This is a genomic window from Gillisia sp. Hel_I_29 (assembly GCF_000744275.1).
Taxonomy (GTDB): Bacteria; Bacteroidota; Bacteroidia; order Flavobacteriales; family Flavobacteriaceae; genus Gillisia.
In genome coordinates this window covers 140,561-163,948 of sequence record NZ_JQLP01000005.1, presented here as the reverse complement: position 1 = coordinate 163,948, position 23,388 = coordinate 140,561, and the positions used below count along the sequence as shown (strand labels likewise).

General features: G+C 35.3%; 22 protein-coding genes. 12 read left to right on the top strand and 10 right to left on the bottom strand.

Translation table 11 applies throughout. The annotated features are described in order from the left end of the window. Window positions 1-6 precede the first annotated feature (6 nt). Both P163_RS05770 and topA read right to left on the bottom strand, forming a co-directional pair. Entirely contained in the window at window positions 7-1,167 is a 1,161-nt protein-coding gene (locus P163_RS05770) for a formimidoylglutamase (protein ID WP_034888611.1), read from the bottom strand. 3 nt (window positions 1,168-1,170) lie between these two features. Then, complete coding sequence (gene topA, locus P163_RS05765; protein ID WP_034888609.1) at window positions 1,171-3,705, bottom strand: type I DNA topoisomerase; 2,535 nt, start codon at window positions 3,703-3,705, stop codon at window positions 1,171-1,173. 177 nt (window positions 3,706-3,882) lie between these two features. Here topA and miaB point away from each other — a divergent pair, with 177 nt between their 5' ends. The 8 genes from miaB (at window position 3,883) to P163_RS05725 (ending at window position 11,763) form a co-directional block, all read left to right on the top strand. After that, window positions 3,883-5,328, top strand: a complete 1,446-nt coding sequence (gene miaB / locus P163_RS05760) for a tRNA (N6-isopentenyl adenosine(37)-C2)-methylthiotransferase MiaB (RefSeq protein ID WP_034888607.1) — start codon at window positions 3,883-3,885, stop codon at window positions 5,326-5,328. Window positions 5,329-5,412: 84 nt separating this feature from the next. Beyond that, a complete protein-coding gene (locus tag P163_RS05755; RefSeq protein WP_034888605.1) occupies window positions 5,413-6,684 on the top strand; it encodes a sigma 54-interacting transcriptional regulator in 1,272 nt (423 codons plus the stop codon). A gap of 37 nt (window positions 6,685-6,721) precedes the next feature. Continuing rightward, complete coding sequence (locus tag P163_RS05750) at window positions 6,722-7,228, top strand: LptE family protein (protein WP_034888604.1); 507 nt, start codon at window positions 6,722-6,724, stop codon at window positions 7,226-7,228. Next, on the top strand, window positions 7,228-8,103 hold the full coding sequence (locus P163_RS05745) for a hypothetical protein (RefSeq protein ID WP_034888602.1): 876 nt from the start codon (window positions 7,228-7,230) through the stop codon (window positions 8,101-8,103). The genes P163_RS05750 and P163_RS05745 overlap by 1 nt, the downstream gene beginning before the upstream one ends. Further along, window positions 8,100-8,465, top strand: a complete 366-nt coding sequence (gene secG / locus P163_RS05740) for a preprotein translocase subunit SecG (protein ID WP_034888600.1) — start codon at window positions 8,100-8,102, stop codon at window positions 8,463-8,465. Before P163_RS05745 ends, secG begins: the two co-directional genes overlap by 4 nt. Window positions 8,466-8,612: 147 nt before the next feature. Beyond that, window positions 8,613-8,888, top strand: a complete 276-nt coding sequence (groES, locus tag P163_RS05735) for a co-chaperone GroES (RefSeq protein WP_034888598.1) — start codon at window positions 8,613-8,615, stop codon at window positions 8,886-8,888. Window positions 8,889-8,997: 109 nt separating this feature from the next. Beyond that, the gene (groL, locus tag P163_RS05730; protein WP_034888597.1) at window positions 8,998-10,635 is read left to right on the top strand and encodes a chaperonin GroEL; all 1,638 of its coding nucleotides are present in this window, start codon (window positions 8,998-9,000) and stop codon (window positions 10,633-10,635) included. A gap of 120 nt (window positions 10,636-10,755) precedes the next feature. Then, window positions 10,756-11,763, top strand: coding sequence for an alpha/beta hydrolase (locus tag P163_RS05725; protein ID WP_034893959.1), 1,008 nt, complete (start codon window positions 10,756-10,758; stop codon window positions 11,761-11,763). Between the two features lie 66 nt (window positions 11,764-11,829). Here the strand turns inward: P163_RS05725 and clpX are convergent, their stop codons facing one another. From clpX to P163_RS05685, 8 genes are all read right to left on the bottom strand, one after another. Further along, the gene (clpX, locus tag P163_RS05720; RefSeq protein WP_034888596.1) at window positions 11,830-13,062 is read right to left on the bottom strand and encodes an ATP-dependent Clp protease ATP-binding subunit ClpX; all 1,233 of its coding nucleotides are present in this window, start codon (window positions 13,060-13,062) and stop codon (window positions 11,830-11,832) included. Window positions 13,063-13,130: 68 nt separating this feature from the next. Further along, window positions 13,131-13,808: an ATP-dependent Clp endopeptidase proteolytic subunit ClpP gene (gene clpP, locus P163_RS05715; protein WP_034888594.1), complete on the bottom strand. Its 678-nt coding sequence runs from the start codon at window positions 13,806-13,808 to the stop codon at window positions 13,131-13,133. An 86-nt stretch (window positions 13,809-13,894) separates the two neighbouring features. Then, a complete protein-coding gene (tig, locus tag P163_RS05710) occupies window positions 13,895-15,217 on the bottom strand; it encodes a trigger factor (RefSeq protein ID WP_034888592.1) in 1,323 nt (440 codons plus the stop codon). A gap of 84 nt (window positions 15,218-15,301) precedes the next feature. Beyond that, window positions 15,302-15,643, bottom strand: coding sequence for a phage holin family protein (locus tag P163_RS05705; RefSeq protein WP_034888588.1), 342 nt, complete (start codon window positions 15,641-15,643; stop codon window positions 15,302-15,304). 124 nt (window positions 15,644-15,767) lie between these two features. After that, entirely contained in the window at window positions 15,768-17,330 is a 1,563-nt protein-coding gene (locus tag P163_RS05700) for a lipase (RefSeq protein WP_034888586.1), read from the bottom strand. A gap of 22 nt (window positions 17,331-17,352) precedes the next feature. Then, on the bottom strand, window positions 17,353-18,600 hold the full coding sequence (locus P163_RS05695; protein WP_034888584.1) for an OmpP1/FadL family transporter: 1,248 nt from the start codon (window positions 18,598-18,600) through the stop codon (window positions 17,353-17,355). Between the two features lie 114 nt (window positions 18,601-18,714). Beyond that, a complete protein-coding gene (locus tag P163_RS05690) occupies window positions 18,715-19,485 on the bottom strand; it encodes an alpha/beta fold hydrolase (RefSeq protein ID WP_081891300.1) in 771 nt (256 codons plus the stop codon). Beyond that, on the bottom strand, window positions 19,482-20,198 hold the full coding sequence (locus tag P163_RS05685) for a pyridoxine 5'-phosphate synthase (RefSeq protein ID WP_034888582.1): 717 nt from the start codon (window positions 20,196-20,198) through the stop codon (window positions 19,482-19,484). Before P163_RS05685 ends, P163_RS05690 begins: the two co-directional genes overlap by 4 nt. Before the next feature lie 90 nt (window positions 20,199-20,288). Between P163_RS05685 and P163_RS05680 the strand changes: the two genes are divergently transcribed. The 4 genes from P163_RS05680 to P163_RS05665 all read left to right on the top strand — a co-directional run bounded on the left by P163_RS05680 (window position 20,289) and on the right by P163_RS05665 (window position 23,382). Then, on the top strand, window positions 20,289-20,945 hold the full coding sequence (locus tag P163_RS05680) for a CBS domain-containing protein (protein WP_034888580.1): 657 nt from the start codon (window positions 20,289-20,291) through the stop codon (window positions 20,943-20,945). 2 nt (window positions 20,946-20,947) lie between these two features. Then, window positions 20,948-21,832, top strand: coding sequence for an NAD kinase (locus P163_RS05675; RefSeq protein WP_034888578.1), 885 nt, complete (start codon window positions 20,948-20,950; stop codon window positions 21,830-21,832). 100 nt (window positions 21,833-21,932) lie between these two features. Continuing rightward, window positions 21,933-22,637 carry a DUF6089 family protein gene (locus P163_RS05670; protein WP_034888575.1) on the top strand — a complete coding sequence of 235 codons (705 nt, stop codon included), beginning with the start codon at window positions 21,933-21,935 and terminating at the stop codon, window positions 22,635-22,637. 7 nt (window positions 22,638-22,644) lie between these two features. Beyond that, entirely contained in the window at window positions 22,645-23,382 is a 738-nt protein-coding gene (locus tag P163_RS05665; RefSeq protein WP_034888574.1) for an isoprenyl transferase, read from the top strand. The last annotated feature ends 6 nt before the right edge of the window (window positions 23,383-23,388 follow it).

Below are 23,388 nucleotides of genomic sequence, written 5' to 3'. Positions count from 1 at the left end.
ATATAATTAAATTTCGTTTTTCCTTTTTGTCTTATACCAACGTTCAGGAATAACCTGATTACATGCCTCGAGATAATCTTCTTGGCTGCAAGGTAATAACGTATGCCTTTTTAATTTATTATTAGAATTTGAAACAAATGGAATTTCTATCCACCATCGTCCGCTAATAGGGCTTTTGAAAAATACTAAAATTTCATCTTCAATTGGCACTAAATATTTAATAAAATCCTGTTTTGCAGCTTTAGTGTTCTCATTGGTTCTATAATTCACACCTTCAATGAAATACCATATGATCTGAGCACAAAGCATATTACCAGCTTCCGGATAATTAGAATGATATTCATAAATTCCCATAGATGAAACTTTATCGCTTATCCCAGCATAACGGGCTAGCGCACAAATTTCCTTTCCATCAAAACCGTTTGGAGATCTATAATTACCTCCTATTGCTGCTGCATTTATAGCACCAAGATCTAATCCTACAATATTAGCACCTCGCATAACAGGCTCTATAACTTTCAAATTATTAGAAACCTCTCCCAATCTATAAGCATCAAAAAATAATCTTTCCATCAACTCTATCTCATCTTGTGAATTAAAATAAGTTTGATAGCCCACATTGGAGTAATTAAAAAGATTATATGGTTCATTTACCACTGCCTTTCCAATATAAGACCTGTTGGTTATAGGTTTATCTGCATCTCCAAGATCAAAACGGCTGTCTATATTCACAATATTCACCATTTGCTCATACCTATCATAAGCCCTGTATTGAGCATATATTAGATCCTGACTCCCTCCTAAAATTAATGGAATTATATTCTTTTTAAGTAGGGCTAAAACAAGAGTTTGTAAGGCAAAATAAGAATCTTCTACAGATTCTCCCTTAACAATATCGCCTAAATCTGCAATATTAAGATGCCAATTTCCAGGAAAAAGCCCATAGAAAGAAGATCTTAGTTTATTAAAATTTAGGTATTCATCTTCATGATCTTCTGCAAGTCTGTTTTCTCTTACACCAACTATGGCAATTTTCACTCCTTCAAGATCTGGTAATCCATGTTCTAAAGAGTGGATCTTTACTTTATCTTTAAGGCTATGCACATTATAATTAGAAATCTCTTCGAGCACAGAGGCATCAACAGGACTTAAAAACTCAAAATCCATTAATTATTTCTTTTTAGGGGTCTTTTTCTTTGTAGCTGTAGTTTTCTTGGCAGCAGCTTTTTTAGGTGCTGCTTTTTTCTTTGCAGGCTTCTTTTTAGTATTCTTTTCTATAATTCCTTTTACTTCTTCCAGAGTTAATTTGGTAGCATCTACAGTTTTTGGAAGTTCAATTTTTGTCTTTCCTTTTATAATGTTAGATCTTCCCCAGCGCGCTTTTTCTACTCTAATACCCTCTTCTTCCCAATTATGAAGAACCTTTTCTTTCTCTTTCCTGATCTTATCTTCAATAAGCTCTTCAATATCTCCGTCTGTAAGGTTATCAAAATCATATTTCTTGTTCACGTTAATGAACATGCTATTCCATTTTAAATAAGGTCCAAATCTCCCTACTCCTTTTTGAACAGGCAGCTCCTGAAAATGATATATCGGAGCATCTGCTTTTTCCTTTTCTTCTATAAGCTCTAAAGCTCTATCAAAATCTATACTTAGCGGATCTTCTCCCTTTTCTAAAGAAACATATTTTTTACCGTAACGAACATAAGGACCAAATCTACCGTTATTTACCTCAACTTTTTCTCCTTCCCACTCTCCTATTTCTTTAGGCAGCTGAAAAAGATCCATTGCCTCTTCATAGGTAATAGAATCTAAAGTTTGATCTGGACTTAATCCTGCAAAACGAGGTTTTTCATCATCTTCTACAGATCCTATCTGAACCATCGGTCCAAATTTACCTAACCTTACACTTACAGGTTTCCCGGTTTCTGGATCTTCCCCCAATATCCTTTCCCCAACTTCTCTCTCGGCATTCTTAGCAACATCAAGAACTTGTGGATGAAACTCTGAATAGAAATCCTTCATCATTTTAGTCCACTCTTCATTCCCTTCAGCTATATCATCAAAGCTCTGCTCCACTTTTGCGGTGAAGTTATAATCCAGAATGTTAGCAAAATGCATTACTAAAAAGTCATTTACTACTTGCCCGACTGCGGTTGGCACTAATTTCCCTTTATCGCTTCCTACTGTTTCTGAAAGCGCTTTTTCTGAAAACTTATCATTTTTAAGCACAAGCTGAGCATAATTACGCTCAACCCCATCTACAGTACCTTTTTCTATATAATTTCTATTTTGAATAGTAGAAATAGTTGGTGCATACGTAGATGGTCTACCAATACCCAATTCTTCTAACTTCTTCACCAAAGATGCCTCTGTATATCTATATGGAGGTCTCGTAAATCTTTCGGTTGCAGTTATATATTCATTATCTAAAGGCTCATTTACCTTAAGTGCAGGCAGCATTCCTTCTTGCTCTTCATCTTCATCATCACTTCCTTCAAGATATACCTTTAAGAAACCATCAAAGATCAAAACCTCTCCATTAGCTGTAAAAGTTTTATCATGCTTATCTGCCTCTATCTTAACATTGGTACGTTCCAATTGTGCATCACTCATTTGAGAAGCTATGGCTCTTTTCCAGATAAGATCATACAAACGTTGCTCATCTCTATCTGCATTTACAGAATGATTTTCAAAATGTGTAGGTCTTATTGCCTCGTGAGCTTCTTGAGCTCCTTTACTCTTACCTTTAAACTGGCGAGATTTTGAATATTTATCGCCATATGCTTTAGATATCTCTTTCTTAGCACCTTTTCTAGCATCATCAGATAAATTTACACTATCTGTTCTCATGTAAGTAATATGCCCCGCTTCATATAAACGCTGCGCCATGGTCATGGTCTTACTTACAGAATAGTATAATTTTCTTGCTGCTTCCTGTTGCAACGTAGAAGTTGTAAATGGTGGCGCTGGAGATTTCTTAGCTGGTTTGGTAGAAAGATCTGCAACTTTAAATTTTGCACTAATGTTCTTTTTTAAGAATTTCTCTGCCTCTTCTTTGGTATCGAAATTCTTCGGAAGTTTTGCTTTAAAGCTTTTTCCTTCTTCATTTGTGAATTCTGCATCTATTCTATAAGAAGCTTCCGCAGTGAAATCCTGAATCTCACGCTCTCTTTCTACAATTAATCTTACAGAAACAGATTGTACTCTACCGGCCGATAACCCTCCTTTAACCTTCCTCCATAGAACTGGAGAAAGCTCATACCCTACTAATCTATCTAATACACGTCTTGCCTGCTGTGCATTTACAAGATTGTAATCTATACTTCTTGGATTATCTATTGCCTTTAAAATTGCAGTCTTGGTGATCTCATGAAAAACGATACGTTTAGTCTTATCTTTATCTAAATGTAGCTCTTCTGCCAAGTGCCAGGCAATAGCCTCACCCTCTCGGTCTTCATCACTTGCTAACCAAACCATCTCTGCGGTTTTAGCTAACTTCTTCAGTTTGCTTACTACATCTTTTTTATCTTTCGATACTATATATTTAGGTGTAAAATTTCCCTCGGTATCCACCCCTAATTCTTTGGTAGGAAGATCTGCGATATGCCCAAAACTGGAGGCTACCGTATAATCTTTACCCAAAAATTTTTCAATGGTTTTTGCCTTGGCTGGAGACTCTACAATCACTAAATTCTTTGCCATAAATCTATTTTTTCTAGTTGCAAAAGTAGGGCAAATTTTAAATATGCTAAGTAATTAAGCAAAAATCCATAATCTTAGCATTAAATATAGATAGATATTTTTTAATCTGTCACTTTGTCACATCTTAACTAAAAGCTATCTTTGCACGCTAAACTACTTTAAGGTACCGTTGGAATTATGGAGAAGATAATAGATGAAAAATCACAAGGAAATGCCCTTGTTTTAGAACCTAAAGCTGAAAATAAACGCAAATTATTTATAGAAAGCTACGGCTGTGCTATGAATTTTAGCGATAGTGAGATTGTAGCTTCCATTCTTCAAAAAGAAGGATTTAATACCACTCAAAATCTTGAAGACGCAGATCTAGTTCTAGTAAATACTTGCTCAATTAGAGATAAAGCCGAACAAACAGTAAGAAAACGTCTTGAAAAATATAATGCAGTAAAACGCATTAATCCTAAAATGAAGGTGGGCGTTCTTGGCTGCATGGCCGAACGTCTAAAAAGTAAGTTCTTAGAAGAAGAAAAGATAGTAGATCTAGTTGTAGGCCCAGATGCTTATAAAGATCTTCCTAATCTAATAAGTGAAGTTGAAGAAGGTAGAAATGCGGTGAATGTTATTCTATCTAAAGAAGAAACTTATGGAGATATTTCTCCGGTTAGATTGCAAAGTAACGGTGTTTCTGCTTATGTTTCTATTACCAGAGGTTGCGATAATATGTGCACTTTTTGTGTTGTTCCTTTTACCAGAGGAAGAGAACGCAGTAGAGATCCACAAAGTATCATTGAAGAAGTAAATGATCTGGCTGAAAAAGGGTTTAGAGAGATCACTCTTTTAGGACAGAATGTGGACAGTTATTTATGGTATGGCGGCGGACTTAAAAAAGATTTTAAAGATGCTTCTGAAATTCAAAAAGCCACGGCTACAGGTTTTGCAGATCTTTTAAAAATGGTTGCTGAAGCGCAGCCAAAAATGAGAATTAGATTTTCTACTTCCAATCCGCAGGATATGACCATGGACGTAATTCGAGTAGTAGCAGCTCATAATAACATCTGTAACTATATTCATTTACCGGTACAAAGCGGAAGTGATCGCGTATTGAAAAGGATGAACAGATTACATACCCGAGAAGAATATTTTAACCTGATAGATAATATCAAAAAAATAATTCCAGATTGCAGCTTCTCTCAGGATATGATTGCAGGATTTTGCGGCGAGACCGAAGAAGACCACCAAGACACACTTTCTCTTATGGAGCATGTAAAATATCATTTTGGATACATGTATGCCTATTCCACCAGACCTGGAACTTTAGCAGATAAGAAGTACGAAGATGATGTACCGGAAGAGACCAAGAAAAGAAGACTTGCGGAGATTGTTGCTTTACAGCGCAAACATGGTTTGCTTAGAACTCAAGAGCAAATTGGAAAAACCTTGGAAGTGCTAATTGAAAGAGAATCTAAAAAGTCTGACCAGGAATGGAGCGGAAGAACTCCACAAAATATTGTGGCTGTTTTCCCAAAAGGCCATTATAAGATCGGAGACCTTGTAAACGTAAAAATAAAAGATTGTACCAGCGCTACCTTAAAAGGAGAAGCAGTGGGTTACAGTGAAAATAATTAATAATTTTTAAACTCATTTTATTTAAATAAACTTTTAACTCTTTAATTAAAAGTGAAATTAAAAAAATGATCTTTAGTACTGTATATGGAATCAGTTCAGGCAACAAAACAAAGATTTGAAATTATTGGGAATGATCCCAAATTAAATCGCGCAGTAGAAAAAGCAATTCAGGTTGCTCCTACAGATATTTCGGTATTAGTTACCGGAGAAAGTGGGGTTGGAAAAGAAAGTATTCCTAAGATCATCCATTCCCTATCTCATAGAAAGCATGGCAAATATATTGCTGTTAACTGCGGAGCAATTCCAGAAGGGACTATAGACAGTGAATTATTTGGCCACGAAAAAGGATCTTTTACTGGAGCCAATCAAACAAGAAATGGATATTTTGAAGTTGCCGACGGAGGTACTATTTTTTTAGATGAAGTAGGAGAACTTCCTTTAACCACTCAGGTAAGATTACTACGGGTTTTGGAAAATGGCGAGTTCATAAAAGTAGGATCATCAAAGGTTCAGAAAACAGACGTAAGAATTGTTGCCGCAACCAACGTGCAAATGTTCGAAGCTATCAAAAAGAATAAATTTAGGGAAGATCTATATTATAGATTAAGTACGGTAGAGATCAACTTACCACCTCTTAGAGATAGGAAAGAAGACATTCACTTATTGTTTAGAAAATTTGCTGCAGATTTTGCGCTTAAATATAAGATGCCTACCATAAGGTTGGAAGATGATGCGGTAGAACTTTTACTGAAATATCAATGGGGTGGTAATATCCGTCAGTTAAGAAATATAGCGGAACAAATTTCAGTCTTAGAACAAGAGAGAAGCATTAACGGCAATAAGCTTAAAGGATATCTCCCTAATATTGGAAGTAACCTTCCTGCTGTAATCTCAGACAAAAAAAGCGATGCAGATTTCAGCAATGAAAGAGAGATCTTATACAAGGTTCTTTTTGACATGAAAGGCGATCTTAATGATCTAAAAAAGCTAACCTTGAAATTAATGGAAAGTGGAAACTATCAAAAAGTTCAGGAAGAGCACGAAGGACTTATTGAAAAGATCTACGGAGAAGAAGATGATAAAGAGGAGACCGAAGATATTAGCGAAGAAAAAATGGAAGTTCTTCAGCTAGAAGATCATCAAGCCAGAGAACGAGAAAGTGAAAGAGAACGAGAAGACAAATATTATTTTGCAGAAGAGATCGAAGAAGAAGAAACCCTTTCGCTACAGGATAAAGAATTGGAGCTAATAAAAAAATCTTTAGAAAGACATAACGGTAAACGTAAGAATGCTGCAGAAGAATTAGGCATAAGTGAAAGAACCCTGTATAGAAAGATAAAACAATATGATTTGTAAGTCTTTGACATTAAAATTTAAATAAAATTCTATTACAATGAAAAGATTAAGTATACTGGTTTTATCTATAATTTTTATGATGAGCTTTCAGTCTTGCGGAATTTACTCTTTTACAGGAGCAGATACAGGTGGGGCTTCCACCTTTCAGGTAAATTACTTTCAGAACGCAGCAGATCTTGTAGAACCAGGAATAGATAGAACTTTTACTCTAGAATTACAGGATCTTATTCAAAATCAGACTAATTTGAGCCTTACCAATTCTGGAGGGGATCTGGTATATGAAGGAGAGATCATAGATTATTATATTGCTCCAATGTCTGCAACAGCACAAAATACTGCAGCACAAAACAGATTAACAATTTCGGTAAATGTTAGGTATTTTAATACCATAGACCCTGAGAAAGATTTTGAAAGAAGATTTTCTTTCTATTATGATTATGATGCTAATGCGCAATTACAAGGAGCAGTTCTAGAAACCGCATTGAGCGAGATCTTTACTAGAATCACTCAGGATATATTCAATGCTTCATTAACAAATTGGTAATGAATTCACAAGATCTTGCATATTTACTGGAAAATTCTGCTTCTGTTACTCGCGAGAGCACCACTGAACTGGAAAGTATTTTAAAAAAATACCCATTTTTTCAGGCGGCGCGTGCAATTCATTTAAAGGGCCTTTACAGTAAAGAAAGTGAAACGTATAATACCAACTTAAAAAAGACGGCAGCCTATACTGTAGACAGAAGCGTGCTTTTTGATTTTATCACTTCGAAAGATTTTAATCAAGACAGAATTGCACTGCAGATCAAGAAACAAGAAGATTTTCTGAACAATATCACAGTTTTTGAGCCTCAAGAAGTTTTTGGTCATAGAAGCATAGCCATAGATGAGGCCATTAAAATGAAGAAAGATGAGTCTGACAAGGTTATGGACCCATTTCTTTTTGAAAGAGCAGAATCTAATGCTACAGAAGTTGGTACAGACATTATAGAAGAACCTAAAGAAGCTGCAGCCCCTGCAGAGCTAGGAACTCCGCTTAATTTTGATGATTCTGAAGCTCATTCCTTTTCAGAATGGTTACGTTTAACTTCAGCAAAACCTATCGAAAGAGAATCAGAAGAAAATGTTAAAAGCAGAGACCGTAAATTTGAGCTTATTGATGATTTTATTGCAAAAAGTCCGAAGATAAAACCTAACAAATCTACTACTTCCACCAACATTGCCCTAGATCGTACCATACCACCTGAAGCCTTGATGACAGAGACTTTAGCTCGAGTTTACTTAGAACAAAAAAATTATAAAAAGGCTATTCAGGCTTATAAAATTTTAATTTTGAAAAATCCCGAAAAAAGTGGTTTCTTTGCAGACCAAATTCGGGCAATTAAGAAATTACAAGAAAATAATACAGGACAAGGATGAGCACATTCACTATTTTTTTAGCATTGATTATTATTGTAGCATTTTTACTAGTTGTAGTAATCATGGTTCAAAATCCTAAAGGTGGCGGACTTTCATCTTCCTTTGGAGGTGGCGGAGGTCAGCAATTAGGAGGAGTAAAGAAAACTACAGACTTTTTAGATAAAAGTACATGGACTTTAGCTACATTATTATTGGTTCTTATTTTACTTTCTAATGTTACTATTTTAGATGGTAATGGAACTGCAGAATCTAGAATTATAGATGGTAATGCACCTGCACAAAATGCAATTCCTGCAACCAACCAAACTGCACCTGCAGCTTCTCCTGTTCAACAACAAACGGAGGCGCAAGACAACCAGTAGATCATTCAAAAGCTTTATAAACAAAAAATGCCAGCTTATGACAAGCTGGCATTTTTTGTTTATATATGTCAGTAATATGGTAGTGGCATAATTTTAGTCAGTTATAGCAATACGAGATAAAAACTAATTAAATAAAAATAATTACACATGGCATTAAACATTAAACCGCTTTCAGACAGAGTTCTTATTGAGCCTGCTGCAGCCGAAACCAAAACCGCTTCAGGAATTTACATTCCGGAAACTGCAAAAGAAAAACCTCAAAAAGGTAAAGTAGTAGCTGTTGGGAAAGGGTCTAAAAAGCATGAAATGACTGTTAAGGTTGGAGATGAAGTACTTTATGGTAAATATGCTGGAACCGAGCTAAAACTAGAAGGTAAAGATTATCTAATTATGCGAGAAGACGATATTCTTGCAATTGTGTAAACTTCACAAAAATTCATACCACTGTTATAAGTTGGATATGAAAAAAACCAAATAAAATACAATTAACTAATTGCTTCCTGTTTCGCAGGAAAACAAAAAATTATTGAAAATGGCAAAAGATATTAAATTTAACCTAGCTGCCCGTGATGGGATTAAGCGTGGTGTAGATGCTTTAGCAGATGCAGTAAAAGTAACATTAGGACCAAAAGGAAGAAACGTAATTATTAGTAAATCTTTTGGAGCTCCAACAGTTACTAAAGATGGAGTAAGTGTAGCTAAAGAAATAGAATTAGAGGACCCGTTAGAGAATATGGGAGCTCAAATGGTAAAAGAAGTTGCTTCTAAAACCAACGATCTTGCAGGAGATGGTACTACTACAGCTACCGTACTTGCACAAGCTATCGTAAAAGAAGGTTTAAAGAATGTTGCTGCAGGTGCAAACCCAATGGATCTTAAAAGAGGGATCGATAAAGCTGTATTAGCTTTAACCGAGAATCTTGCTAAGCAATCTCAAGAAGTTGGAAACTCTTCTGAAAAAATAAAACAAGTAGCGTCTATCTCTGCTAATAACGATGACCATATTGGGGAATTGATTGCACAGGCTTTCCAAAAAGTTGGTAAAGATGGTGTAATTACTGTAGAAGAAGCGAAAGGTACAGAAACTCATGTAGATGTTGTGGAAGGTATGCAGTTTGACCGCGGGTATCTTTCTCCATATTTTGTTACCAATAGTGAGAAAATGACTTCAGATCTTGAAGATCCATATATCTTGTTATATGATAAGAAAATATCTTCTATGAAAGATCTTCTTCCTGTATTAGAGCCAGTTGCTCAATCTGGAAAACCATTATTGATTATTGCTGAAGATGTTGATGGAGAAGCATTAGCTACCTTAGTAGTGAATAAATTAAGAGGTTCACTTAAAATTGCTGCTGTAAAAGCTCCAGGTTTTGGAGACAGAAGAAAAGCAATGTTAGAAGACATCGCAATCTTAACGGGTGGTACTGTAATTTCTGAAGAAAGAGGATTTTCACTAGAAAATGCAACCATCGATATGTTAGGTACTGCAGAAAAAGTTGCTATAGATAAAGATAACACTACAATTGTAAATGGTGCTGGAGACAATGCTATGATCAAAGAACGTGTTGGACAAATTAAATCTCAAATTGAGTCTACAACGTCAGATTACGACAAAGAAAAACTTCAAGAGCGTTTAGCTAAACTTTCTGGTGGTGTTGCTGTACTTTATGTAGGTGCTGCTTCAGAAGTGGAGATGAAAGAAAAGAAAGACAGAGTAGATGATGCTTTAAATGCAACTCGCGCTGCTATTGAAGAAGGAATTGTTGCCGGAGGTGGTGTTGCTCTTGTAAGAGCTAAAATTGCCTTAGACAGTATTAAAGCGGAAAATGCAGACGAGAACACAGGTATTCAGATCATTAGACGTGCTGTAGAATCTCCACTTAGAACTATTGTAGAAAATGCTGGCGGGGAAGGTTCTGTTGTAATTAACAAGGTTTCTGAAGGAAAAGATAACTTTGGTTATGATGCTAAGACAGATACTTACGTAGACATGATGAAAGCTGGTATTATTGATCCTAAGAAAGTAACAAGAATTGCATTAGAAAATGCTGCTTCTGTTGCTGGAATGATCTTAACTACAGAGTGTGCTTTAATAGATATAAAAGAAGATAGCGCCGGTGGTGGTATGCCAGGCGGAATGGGTGGCGGAATGCCAGGAATGATGTAAGACTATCATCATAAGCCCTAAATATTTTATCAATACCCGCTTTATTTATTTAGAGCGGGTATTTTTTTTTATAATTTGCTAACTTCTGAAGATCAAACATCAGAATTTGAATTTTTATATATGAATAGACAGTATTGGATCTTACTTATTTTAATTGGTATTCTAGCGATTACTTACTTTACAGGACCAACAATACCAACTCCCAAATATTCCACTACGACTCCTGTTTACCCCGAAAATCTACAAGAGTTAGAAGAGAAAATAGCAACATCTGAAGCCTCGTTTCAAACTAGAGAGGATAATGAAGCTAGGATAATTTGGCAGGATAGTATTCCAAAAAAATCAGAATATAGTATAGTGTATCTCCATGGATTTGCGGGGAGCTACCAGGATGGCTTTCCTGTTAATGTGAATATCGCAGATACTTTACATGCAAACATCTATTTAGCAAGATGGTCTGGCCATGGATTAAAACCACCGCATTCTTTAAACGATTTTACTCCAGATAATGCCTGGATGTCTGCAAAAGAGGCGCTTGAAATAGGAAAAACAATAGGAAAGAAAGTAATTATTATGAGCACCTCAACCGGAGGAACCTTAGCTTTGAATTTAGCTGCAACCTACCCAGAATCTGTTTATGCCATAATAAACATGGGGCCTAATGTAGAAGATGATATGCCGGGAACTTTTATATTAAATTCGCATTGGGGATATGAAATAGCCAATTTGATCTCTCTTGGCTCCAATAAAAAAATAGAACACGAACAGGAAATTGCTAGAAATTATTGGGATACTATTTATCCATCTAAAGCGCTGGTAGATCTTCAGGTTTTAGTTGAAAGTACGATGACACCAAAAACTTTCAAAAAAATTAATTCTCCCGTACTTACATTATTTTATAAGAAAAATGCTTTTGAAAAAGATGAACATGTTGAAGTAAGCGTCTATCCGGAGATGTATGAACTATTATCTACTCCAAGCTCTAAAAAGAAATTGGTAGCTTTAAAAACGCCGGAAACTCATTTTGTGGGTAGTGAGATAAAATCTAAAGACACAAAGATCGTAGAAAAGGAGATTGTAAAATTTCTAACGGAGAATCTAAAAATAGATTTAAACACTCTGAAATAAACTTAAGTTCACACCATAAAAAAAGCCACCTTTAAAAGTGGCTTTTTTTTATTTTATAAGAACATCTTAAGATACTGCTTTCAACTTATTAATGGTTGAGTTATTAAGCATATTCTCCGCATACTCTTTTGTAACATTAAGTTTATGTTCTCCACTTTCTGGAAGTTCGAACATAGCATCTGTAAGAATAGCTTCACATAATGAACGTAGCCCTCTAGCACCTAACTTATATTCTATTGCTTTCTCTACGATAAAATCTAAGGCATCATCTGTAATATCAAACTCGATATCATCCATTTCAAACAACTTTTGATATTGTTTGATAATAGCATTTTTAGGCTCCGTAAGAATTGCTCTTAAAGTTCCTTTATCTAAAGGATTCATATATGTTAATGCCGGCAATCTACCAATAATCTCAGGAATCAGTCCAAAATCTTTAAGATCTTTAGGAATGATATACTTTAAAAGGTTGGTACGCTCTATCTCATCATCTCCTTTAGACGCGCTAAAACCTACCGCTTGCATATTTAAACGCTTACTAATATTTCTTTCGATACCATCAAAAGCACCACCAGCAATAAATAAGATATTTTCTGTATCTACTTCAATAAACTTTTGATCTGGATGCTTACGCCCTCCTTTTGGTGGAACATTAACGGTAGTTCCTTCCAAAAGTTTTAAAAGTGCCTGTTGCACTCCTTCTCCAGAAACATCTCTTGTAATAGAAGGATTGTCACTTTTTCGCGCAATCTTATCTATCTCATCTATAAATACAATTCCGTGTTGAGCTTTCTCTAAATTATAATCTGCAGCTTGTAATAGCTTAGTTAAAATTCCTTCTACATCCTCCCCAACATATCCTGCTTCTGTAAGTACAGTTGCATCTACAATTGCTAAAGGAACATTAAGCATCTTAGAAATTGTCTTAGCCATAAGGGTCTTTCCTGTTCCGGTCTCCCCTACCATGATAATATTACTTTTTTGGATCTCTATATCATCATCAGACTTTGGCTGCAGTAAACGCTTGTAGTGATTATAAACCGCTACAGACATTACTTTCTTTGTTGCTTCCTGACCGATGATATATTCATCTAAAAAGGCTTTAATAGCTTTTGGCTTGCTTAACATTAGATCTGCAGACAATTCTTTAGCCTCACCCTGTTTAGACTCTTCTATAACAATACCGTGAGCCTGCTCTATACATTTATCACATATATGAGCATCCAGTCCTGCAATTAATAGATTGGTTTCTGGTTTTTTCCTTCCACAAAAGGAACATTCTAAATCATCTTTCGCCATTGGTTGTCTTTTCAAATTTTAAATACCATCACTACATAACTTATTAGCGATGGTATTTAAGATATGTATTATGATTCTCTCTTTAAAACTTCATCAATCATCCCGTACTCCTTAGCTTTTTCTGCTCTCATCCAGAAATCTCTATCACTATCATCTGCGATCTTTTCATAAGGTTGCCCAGTGTGCTTAGCAATGATATCATACAACTCTTTTTTAAGCGTTAGGATCTCGCGCGCTGTGATCTCAATATCACTTGCCTGTCCTTGCGCTCCACCAAGAGGCTGATGAATCATAACTCTAGAATGTGGAAGTCCACTTCTTTTTCCTTTTGCACCAGCACATAATAATACTGCTCCCATAGATGCAGCCATACCTGTACAAATAGTAGCAACATCTGGCTTTATGAACTGCATGGTATCGTAAATTCCTAAACCTGCATATACACTTCCTCCCGGAGAGTTAATATAAATCTGAATATCTTTGGATGCGTCTGTACTCTCTAAGAACAATAGTTGAGCTTGTATAATATTAGCTACCTGGTCATTGATCCCGGTGCCCATAAATATAATTCTATCCATCATTAACCTTGAAAATACATCCATGGCTACTGCATTCATTTGACGTTCTTCTATAATATTTGGAGTCATACCAACCGGCATCATGCTACTTACTATTTGGTTATAGTAATTGCTATTTATACCGCGATCCTTAATGGCATATTTCTCGAATTCTTTTCCGTAATCCATAGCTTTTAAAGTTCTTTTTTTTAAGTAAATAAGGCGTTACCCTTATTGGTTAACGCCTTAAAGATATGATTAAATATCAAGAAAGACTACTTGTAGATCTCTTTAACAAAGTCTTCATAAGTTACTTCTTTCTCTTTTAATTTGATATTCTCTTTGTAGAAACCAAGAAGTTTTTCATTCATGATCTGCTCAGATAAACGCTTTACTTCATCTTGATTAGATAAAACTCTAGCAGCAATGTCATCCAATTCTTTTTCTGCAGGATCGGTTTGACCGAACTGAGCCATTTGTTCTTTAATTCTTTCTACAGTAAAGGCCTTAAGATCTTCAAATTTAACTTCTAATTTGTTCTCCTGAATTAATTTTCCTTCAATAAGTTGAAAGCGTAATCCTTGCTCGCTCTTGGTATATTCTTCTACCGCTTCCTCTTGAGTTAGTGGCTTTTCTCCAACTGTTTGAATCCATTTTTGTAAGAATTCTTTTGGAAGGTCAAATTTGTTGTTTTCAATTAATGCTTCAGTAACATCATTTAACAATTGCTGATCGCTCTGTTGCTTGAATTGTTTTGCAGCATCTTCTTTGATCTTTTCTTTAAGATCTTCTACAGATTTCACTTCTTCGTTCGCAAATAACTTATCGAACAATTCTTTATTCAATTCTGCTAATTCCTGCTTATTGATCTCTTTAATAGTAAATTCTACAGCAACATCAAGATCATGAGCTTTATCGTGTTCTACTTTAAGTAGTTCCACCAATTGGTTATCATCTTCAAAAAGACCTTTAGTTTTAAGGCTTATAACATCTCCAACCTTTGCTCCTAAAAATTTATTAAGGTTTTTCTTTCCTTTTAAATTTTCTAATGGAAGTGAAGTTTCATTATCAATACCTTCTTCTTCATTCTTAAAAGTCCCGGTAAGAATATCATTTTCTTCTGCAACTTCTTTAGAAACAAGTTTTCCATATTGCTTTTGGATTTGGGTTACCTGATTGTCTATCATCTCTTCCCCAGCTACAATATTATAATGCGTAATTGGCTCTTTAGTCTTAAGATCTAAATCAAATTTAGGAGATAATCCTAATTCAAATTCAAAGCTATAATCATCTTTATTCCAATCAAAATTTTTCTGTTCTTTTGGAAGTGGATTTCCTAAAACATCTAATTTTTCTTCGGTTAAATATTTATTAAGTGCATCTTGCAATAACTTATTCACCTCGTCTACCAGAACGGCTTGTCCATATTGTTTTTTCACCATTCCCATTGGAACATGACCTTTTCTAAAACCAGGAATATTTGCATTTTTCCTGTAATCTTTTAGAATCTTATCAACTTTCTCGTTATAGTCTTCCTTTGCGATTTCTACTTTAACTACCGCATTCAATTCATCAATATTCTCTCTGGTAATATTCATCTTAACTTTTTATAAAAATTGGTGTGCAAAAGTACACATTTTTTGATTCTTCTCAAAGTTTCAAATAGCTGAATTACAGCTAGCTTAATCTGATCCTAATAACGAATAAAGTACAGATTGAAATAGCGAAAGCAATAAGCTAAAAATTAATGCAACCCAAAAACCATCTACTGCAAAGCCTGTAATAAATCCATCTGCAAGTAATATGATAACTGCATTAATTACAAGTAGGAATAACCCAAGGGTTATAATAGTTACAGGCAGGGTAAAGAGTACTAAGATTGGCTTTACAATGAGATTTAAAAGCGCCAACACTATCGCTACAATAATTGCAGTGCCATATCCTGCTACACTTACGCCAGGTAAAAATTGTGATAATAAAATTACCGCCACCGCAGTAAGTAATATTCTTAGAATGAACTTCATAATAATTCTATTTGAATTGATTCGAAACAAAATTGCAAAAAAAACGCCGGAAAAGTTCCGGCGTTTTAACAATTTAAGATTTAATTATAATTAAGACATTTTCCCCTTAAATCCTAGGTATTATTTACTGTACGTTATTACTTACAGTTATAGTATTATAGTTACCAATATTTACTTTAGGAACCGTAGAACCATACTTAGCATTTACTACATCTAAAATTCTATTTGCAATAAGAGCGTATCCACGAGGTGTTGGATGTACTCCGTCTAAAGAAAAAGCACCACCAGTAGCAAACGTAGAAGTAACCATACCAGCATCATAAGTAACGCCACCATTAGCAACCTTAGTTAATAATGCTCTTGTATCTAGATATGCTAAACCATTAGCATCGGCAAGACCTTTTATAGTTGCATTATAACTAGCTGTAGCTGTAGAAATATTAAGCAACTCATCTCTATCTAACGCATCTTTATCGTCTATCCCGCTAACTGCATCAATAACCATCTGAGCTTGTTCTGCAGTTGGCTGACCACCAGTTTGAAGAATTCCCAATACTTGCATTACCTCTGGAGATAATACTACAGAACCGTAACCTTGCGCTAATGCACCCTGATTGATAGTAAGAAGTAGTAATTCATCATCTGTCATCTGACGGAAACCTAAAGGATTGGTATCTGATTTAGGCACATCTATTAAAAATCTATTTGGACCTGCATTAAATGTAATTGCATATTGTGCAGCTAGGGCTTGAGCTTGTGGCCCAGGAACTCCTTTTAACATTAAGCTTTGAGTAGTGATTCCTGTTACAGCCTGAAAAAATCCAGTTAAACTAGCAGCTGTACCAGCATCTAATACCAAGGCATTGTTAGGAACCGTAGTAAAGAAAGGAACAGAAGTTACATCAGGAATATTCAACAACACCCCATCTGCACCATTTCCAGTTAAAGCTGAAACTAATTGAGAATACACCGCTCCAAATACACTAGGATCTGTAATATCATTTGCTCCATATCCAGCAAAATTTTGATCTCCAGTTCTATCTTCTCCTATTCCTCCAGAGGTAGCGTATGCCAACACATCATTATTCCCTATAAACAATGAAAAGAAAGTAGGATTTTGTGCTACTGCATCTGCAATAACGGTTGTTCCTGGTGTTGAAGCAAATCTAACAAAATATGGGTTGGCTGTTCCAACTGCAACTCCAGATACATCTCCATATCCTGGAGCTAATAAATGAAAACTTTTTGCACCCGGCACACCCATATTATTAAAAGGACCTGCCAAAACGTTAGTAATATCTGTAGTAGAAGTTCCTGCTAAAACTCTGGGAGCAGGATTTCCATTCGCATCTACAGCTAAAACTCTTCTATTCGAAGTAATTTGATTTCCAGCTAACAATAATCCTCCAAGATTATCAGACATTAGAGGTTGCTTAAATTCTGAAGTTTCCTGAACCAATGAGAATTGTTGCGCTAAAATGTTTGGGTAAGAGGTTTCTTGTCCCGTAATATAAAGTGCTCCATCTGCGTATCCAGCAGTAAGGGAATTACCAAGAGCAACATAATTTGTAAAATCTGCATCTCCGTTAGAGTAAAAACCAGGTTCATCTATAGGATTGTCTAATTCTGGTTCGCATGAAACTACCCCAAGAGCTAGAAACGGTAAATATTTTAAATAATTTTTCATTTTTATAAACTGGTTTATAATATTATAGTTTGTAAGTAATTCCTAATCCAGGTATAAAAGCGCTAGATTTATAGGTTCCAGAGAAAGGTACTGCCACTCCATTTTCAAAGTAATAATCATAAGAAGCGTCAACTTCTTTGAATCTTGAATAAAGGAAAGCTGCATCTATAGCAAAATGATCACTTATGTTAAGCGAAAGACCTGCTGTAAAGTTGTTTGAATCATTACGAGGAGTTTCCGGAGCAAAATATCCTTCCTGAACAGGAGACTCATCAAAATAGTAACCAGCTCTTAAAGTAATCCAATCTGTAGCTTCGTACTGAAGTCCGAATCTATAGTTAGAACTATCCTTATAGTTTCTAGGATTTGTAGAATCTGGAGTTGCATTTGCGAAGTCTATATCTAAAGAGTTATAAACGCTCCATAAGGTTTGATTATAATCAAAAGCAAATAACCACTTATCCATAAATTCATAAGATAGACCAACCGTTAATTCTGCAGGCATAGGTAAAGTTGCATCAAATTTAGTATCTGAGAACGGAGTTAAAGGAGAATTAGGAACATTTTCAAATGTTGCATCCCCAGCTTCTGCCTCTAAAAGTATTTCAGAACGATAGTTAAAACCTACTCTTAAATTTTCTGTTGGAGAGAACATAGCACTTGCAGACCATCCCCAGTTTGTAACACCACTAGCATCTACAGTTACATTACTTCTATTTCCATCAATATCTGTAACAGTTCTGTTCAGGTTTCTATTAAAGTTAACGCTTCCAGTTACAAAAATAGGTCCCCCTCCAACGCTAAAGTATTCTGATAATTTTACAGATACTAAAGGCTGAATATAAATAGCAGCTAAATCTATATTATTTACTAAGTGTGAACCTGCCCAATCCTGTTCCCAATCTACAGCACTTCCGTAAGGCGTATACGCACTTAACCCCACTGCTAACCAGTCATTCACTTTATAAGTTGCATAAAGGTAAAAAGGAGTTCCAACAGGACTATCGGTTTCTGACGTTTGTCCAAATTCATCATTTTGAAATACCACTTTAGAGAATACTCCACTCACCCCAGCAGAAACATTTAATCTGTTTTCTAGATACACAATACCAGATGGATTAAAGAAGCCCAATTCTGCACTGTTAACTACGGCCACACCGGTATGCCCCATTGCCAAGGCACGCTGTCCTTGCAAACTCACACGATATCCTCCAGCGTAGATGGCAGATGTTGCCAAAACAAACACCGTTAGAAATAATAGTTTTTTCATAATTTAATTTGGATTAGTTTTCGTTTTTGAAAAATGTACACCTCAAATTTAGCATAAAATACATATTACGCAATAAATATGGCATTTTTATTATGCGTACATAATATATCCACCCTAAGGCTGTAAAAATCGCATTACATTGGCATAAAAATCCTTCATGTTTTCAGCGTGCACCCAGTGCCCAGCCTTAGCAATTACAACGATTTCGTTATTTGGAAAGTGAAGAGATATTAGAGGCTCATCTTCAGAAGTTATATAATTTGATCGCTCTCCTTTTATAAATAATGTTTGTTTTTTGAACCTAATTCCTGCAGGTAAAGCTTCTCCAATCTCTTCGGAAGCATCTTTGAGCACCTCTAAGTTCATTCTTAAAGCCAGCTTCTCTTTTGTCTTCCAATACAGATTTTTCAGCAAGAACAATCTAGTACCTTTATCTTTAATATAGGTTTCTAAAAAATCTTCAGCGTCACCTCTAGAGGTAAGCACTTGATTGCTTAAGGCATCCAACCCACCAAGAATCTCTTGATGATGTGGTGCATAATATTTTGGTCCGATATCCACAATTATGAGTTTCTCTATAAGAACTGGATATTCTCCAGCAGCCCTCATAGCCACTTTCCCTCCCATAGAGTGCCCCAATAGAATTATATTTTTGAGATCATTCTTTTCACAATATTCTTTAAGATCCTGAGCCATCACCCTATAACTCATTTCTTCAGTATGCGGACTTCTACCGTGGTTTCTTTGATCTAAAAGATGAACCTGATATCCTTGCTCTGCAAATTTCCCCCCCAAAGTTTTCCAGTTATCGCTCATTCCCAAAAATCCGTGCAATATGATAAGAGGTTGCCCCTCACCTATTATTGTAGATTTTAAATCTATCATCGTTTAAGAAGGTTTAAATATTTCTGAATGGTGGTTTCTAACCCGAAGTATAAAGATTCTGTAATTAAAGCATGCCCTATAGAGACTTCTAAAAGATCTGGAAGTTGTTGCGCAAAATATTCAATGTTCTTTAGAGACAGATCATGACCAGCATTTACTCCCATGCCCAAACTTGTAGCCAATCTTGAACATTCTGCATATATATTCACCGCATCTTTATTCCCCTTTTCATATTGTTCTGCAAAGGCTTCTGTATATAACTCTACCCTGTCTGTGCCAGTTGCCACCGCATTTTTTATTTTCTCCACATCTGGATCTATAAAAATGGAAGTTCTTATCCCATTGCTCTTAAATTCTGAGATCACCTCCGTTAAAAAGTCTTTATGTTTTAAAGTATCCCAACCTGCGTTAGAAGTAATAGCATCTTCTGCATCCGGAACAAGTGTCACCTGCTCTGGCTTAACTTTAAGAACTAGATCTATAAATGAGGAAACAGGATTCCCCTCCATATTAAATTCTTTAGTAACAATAGGCTTTAGATCTATACAATCCTGATATCTAATATGTCTTTCATCGGGTCTTGGATGTACAGTAATACCTTGAGCTCCAAATTTTTCTATATCCTTAGTAAATTGTAAAAGATCTGGAACGTTCCCACCACGTGCGTTACGCAAAGTGGCTATTTTATTAATGTTTACGCTTAAATGAGTCATTATAATTATCTTTGATTAACAAAAATACAAAGTTGAGCCTGCCCTATTGAATTTTATTTTAATTAATTTGCACAAAAATGAAGAGGAATTATGAGTATTGAGAGTCATATAATTAACGATGTAGGCATCCAAAATCTAGGCACTTCAGTTAAGGAATTACAGAAATTATTTAACAAACTAACGTACTCTCATTTGCCGGTGCAAAATGAGGGCGTTTACCTGGGAAGCATTTCTGAAAATGATATTAGATGTTTCGAGACCGATAGAACTATTAAAGATTATCAATACTCTTTAGAAGGTTTTTTTGTTCGAGATACAGATTATTGGCTAGATACTTTAGAGACATTTGCTCAAAACCAAACCAATATCCTGCCTGTTCTAAATTCTGAAAACAAATATCTTGGCTATTTGGAACTGAGCGATATTATTAACTTCTTTAATGAAACTCCATTTTTAAATGAACCAGGAGGAATTTTAGTAATAGAAAAATTAAATAAAGATATTTCCTTTAGTGAGATTAGTCAAATTGTAGAATCTCATAATGCAGCATTTTTAGGTATGTTTGTATCTTCAAGATCTGCAGATCTCACTCAGGTAACCATTAAGCTAAGCACCTCTGTTTTAAATGATATTCTTCAAACTTTTAGAAGGTATGGATACTCAATTATTTCAGAACATCAGGAAGATAGCTTTCAAAAGAATCTTGATGACAGGTCTGACTATCTTGATAAATATTTAAACATTTAATTATGAAAGTCGGCATCTACGGTCAATTTTACCATAAAGACTCTGGTATTTATATAGAAAAATTATTAGACGTTCTGGAGCAGCAAAACATCAATGTTGTAATTGAAGAAAACTTTTTGGAGATCATTAATGCAAATAAATCATTTCAAAAAGAGTATCTCAATTTTAGCACTTTTACTGAATTGGATGAAAGCTACGATCTTTTCTTTAGTATAGGTGGAGACGGTACCATTCTAAAATCTATCAATTTCATAAAAGATCTAAATATTCCAATTTTAGGTATTAATACAGGAAGATTGGGATTTTTGGCTACTATTCAGAAAGAAGAGATAGAACAAACGATTTCTTTCATACTCGAAAAAAAATTCAGCATTTCAGAAAGAACAGTACTTGCTATAGAAACAGATCCTAAGAGCAGTGAAATTGAAGAAAGTGATTTTGCGCTAAATGAGATAGCGGTTAGCAGAAAGAACACTACTTCTATGATCACTGTAGAAACTTGGTTGAATGACCAATACTTAACCTCCTACTGGGCAGATGGTTTAATTATTTCCACACCCACAGGATCTACCGGCTATTCATTAAGCTGCGGAGGCCCGGTAATTGTACCCAATACCGATGCATTGGTTATTACACCAATTGCACCACACAATTTAAATGCAAGACCACTTGTAATTAAAGATAATACCAAGATCACCCTAAAGGTCTCTGGAAGAGAAGATTTCTATCTTGTATCTATGGATTCTCGCATTGCAACCCTAAGCAATGAGACAACCATTACCATTAAAACAGCTCCATTTAAGATAAGCATGGTAGAGCTTCATACAGATAGTTTTCTAAAAACATTGAGAAAAAAGCTTTTATGGGGAGAAGACAAAAGGAATTAAACAATAATTTCCCCCAAACATTGTTTAATAAGATATACAAAACCACACAAATTATTGTAGGGCAAACATTATTGTTATATTTGCAAACTTTTGAAATTCTATGAGGCACCTTATTGTATTAGTTTTTATGTTTGCTTGCTGCTCCACGGCAATCGCTCAAAGATTTGAAATAGGACCATTTATTGGCGGCGCCAATTATATTGGTGATGTGGGAAGCACTGCTTACATTAACCCGAGCGGCCTTGTTGTTGGAGGTATTGCTAAATGGAATGCTCATCCAAGATATAGCTTTAGAGGCTCTATAATGTATGGATTTGTAAGTGGAGATGATGCAAAATCTAATGAAATTAGAAGGCAACAAAGAGGCTATACTTTTGACAATAAAATAGCTGAGGCTTCTTTAGGTCTGGAATTCAATTTCTGGGAGTTTGACCTTACAGATGCTGTTCAACAAGGAACTCCATACTTATATTCTGGAATAACTTATTTCCATTCTAACCATCAAATTCTAACCACTAGCCTACCAACTGTAGGAAATCTAAGAGAATCTAGCGGAAACTGGGAGTTTTCTGTACCTATTATTTTTGGGTATAAACAAACAATCACATCAAAGATCATTGGAGCTATAGAGGTGGGTGCTAGATATACCTTTACAGACAATTTAGACGGAAGTAATCCTCAAGAACTTTTAGGAAGAAGAGAGCCTGCAAAAGAATTTGGGAATAAAAACACGAATGACTGGTACATTTTTTCCGGTATCAGCCTTACCTTTACGTTCGGGCAAAAACCCTGTTACTGCAATTAAGAAAATAATGTTCAAAGAGAAATTAAACCCTGACAGCCTTCCTAAACATATCTCCATAATCATGGATGGTAATGGTAGGTGGGCTAAGCAAAAAGGTTTTTTAAGAGCGCTTGGCCATGAAGAAGGAACCATTGCCGTAAGAGATGTGGTAGAAGGATGTGCAGAAATTGGGGTAGAGAATCTAACACTTTATGCTTTCTCCACAGAAAACTGGAATAGACCTAAGATTGAAGTAGACACCTTAATGAGACTGTTAGTATCTTCTTTAAAGAAGGAGATCAAAACTCTGGTTAAGAATAATATTAAACTACAAGCTATTGGTAACCTTGGGAATCTCCCTAAAAAAGCTCAAAAAGAATTAACCGAAGTAATAGAGAAAACTAAGGAAAACGAGCGTATGACGCTTACTTTAGCGCTTAGTTACGGTTCTAGAGAAGAGCTAATTCAAGTTGTGAAACAAATTAGCGAGAAAGTAAAAAACAATGAATTAATGCCCGATGCTATTGATGAATCAATTATAAATCAGCATCTTTACACCCAAAATTTACCAGACGTAGATTTACTTATCCGAACTAGTGGCGAGCAACGGATAAGCAATTTTTTATTGTGGCAAATAGCTTACGCCGAACTATATTTTACAAATATACTGTGGCCCGATTTTCGTAAAGAAAATTTATACGAGGCCATTTATAATTATCAAACCAGAGAAAGAAGATTTGGAAAAACCAGTGAGCAGATCAGTTAGTGCAGA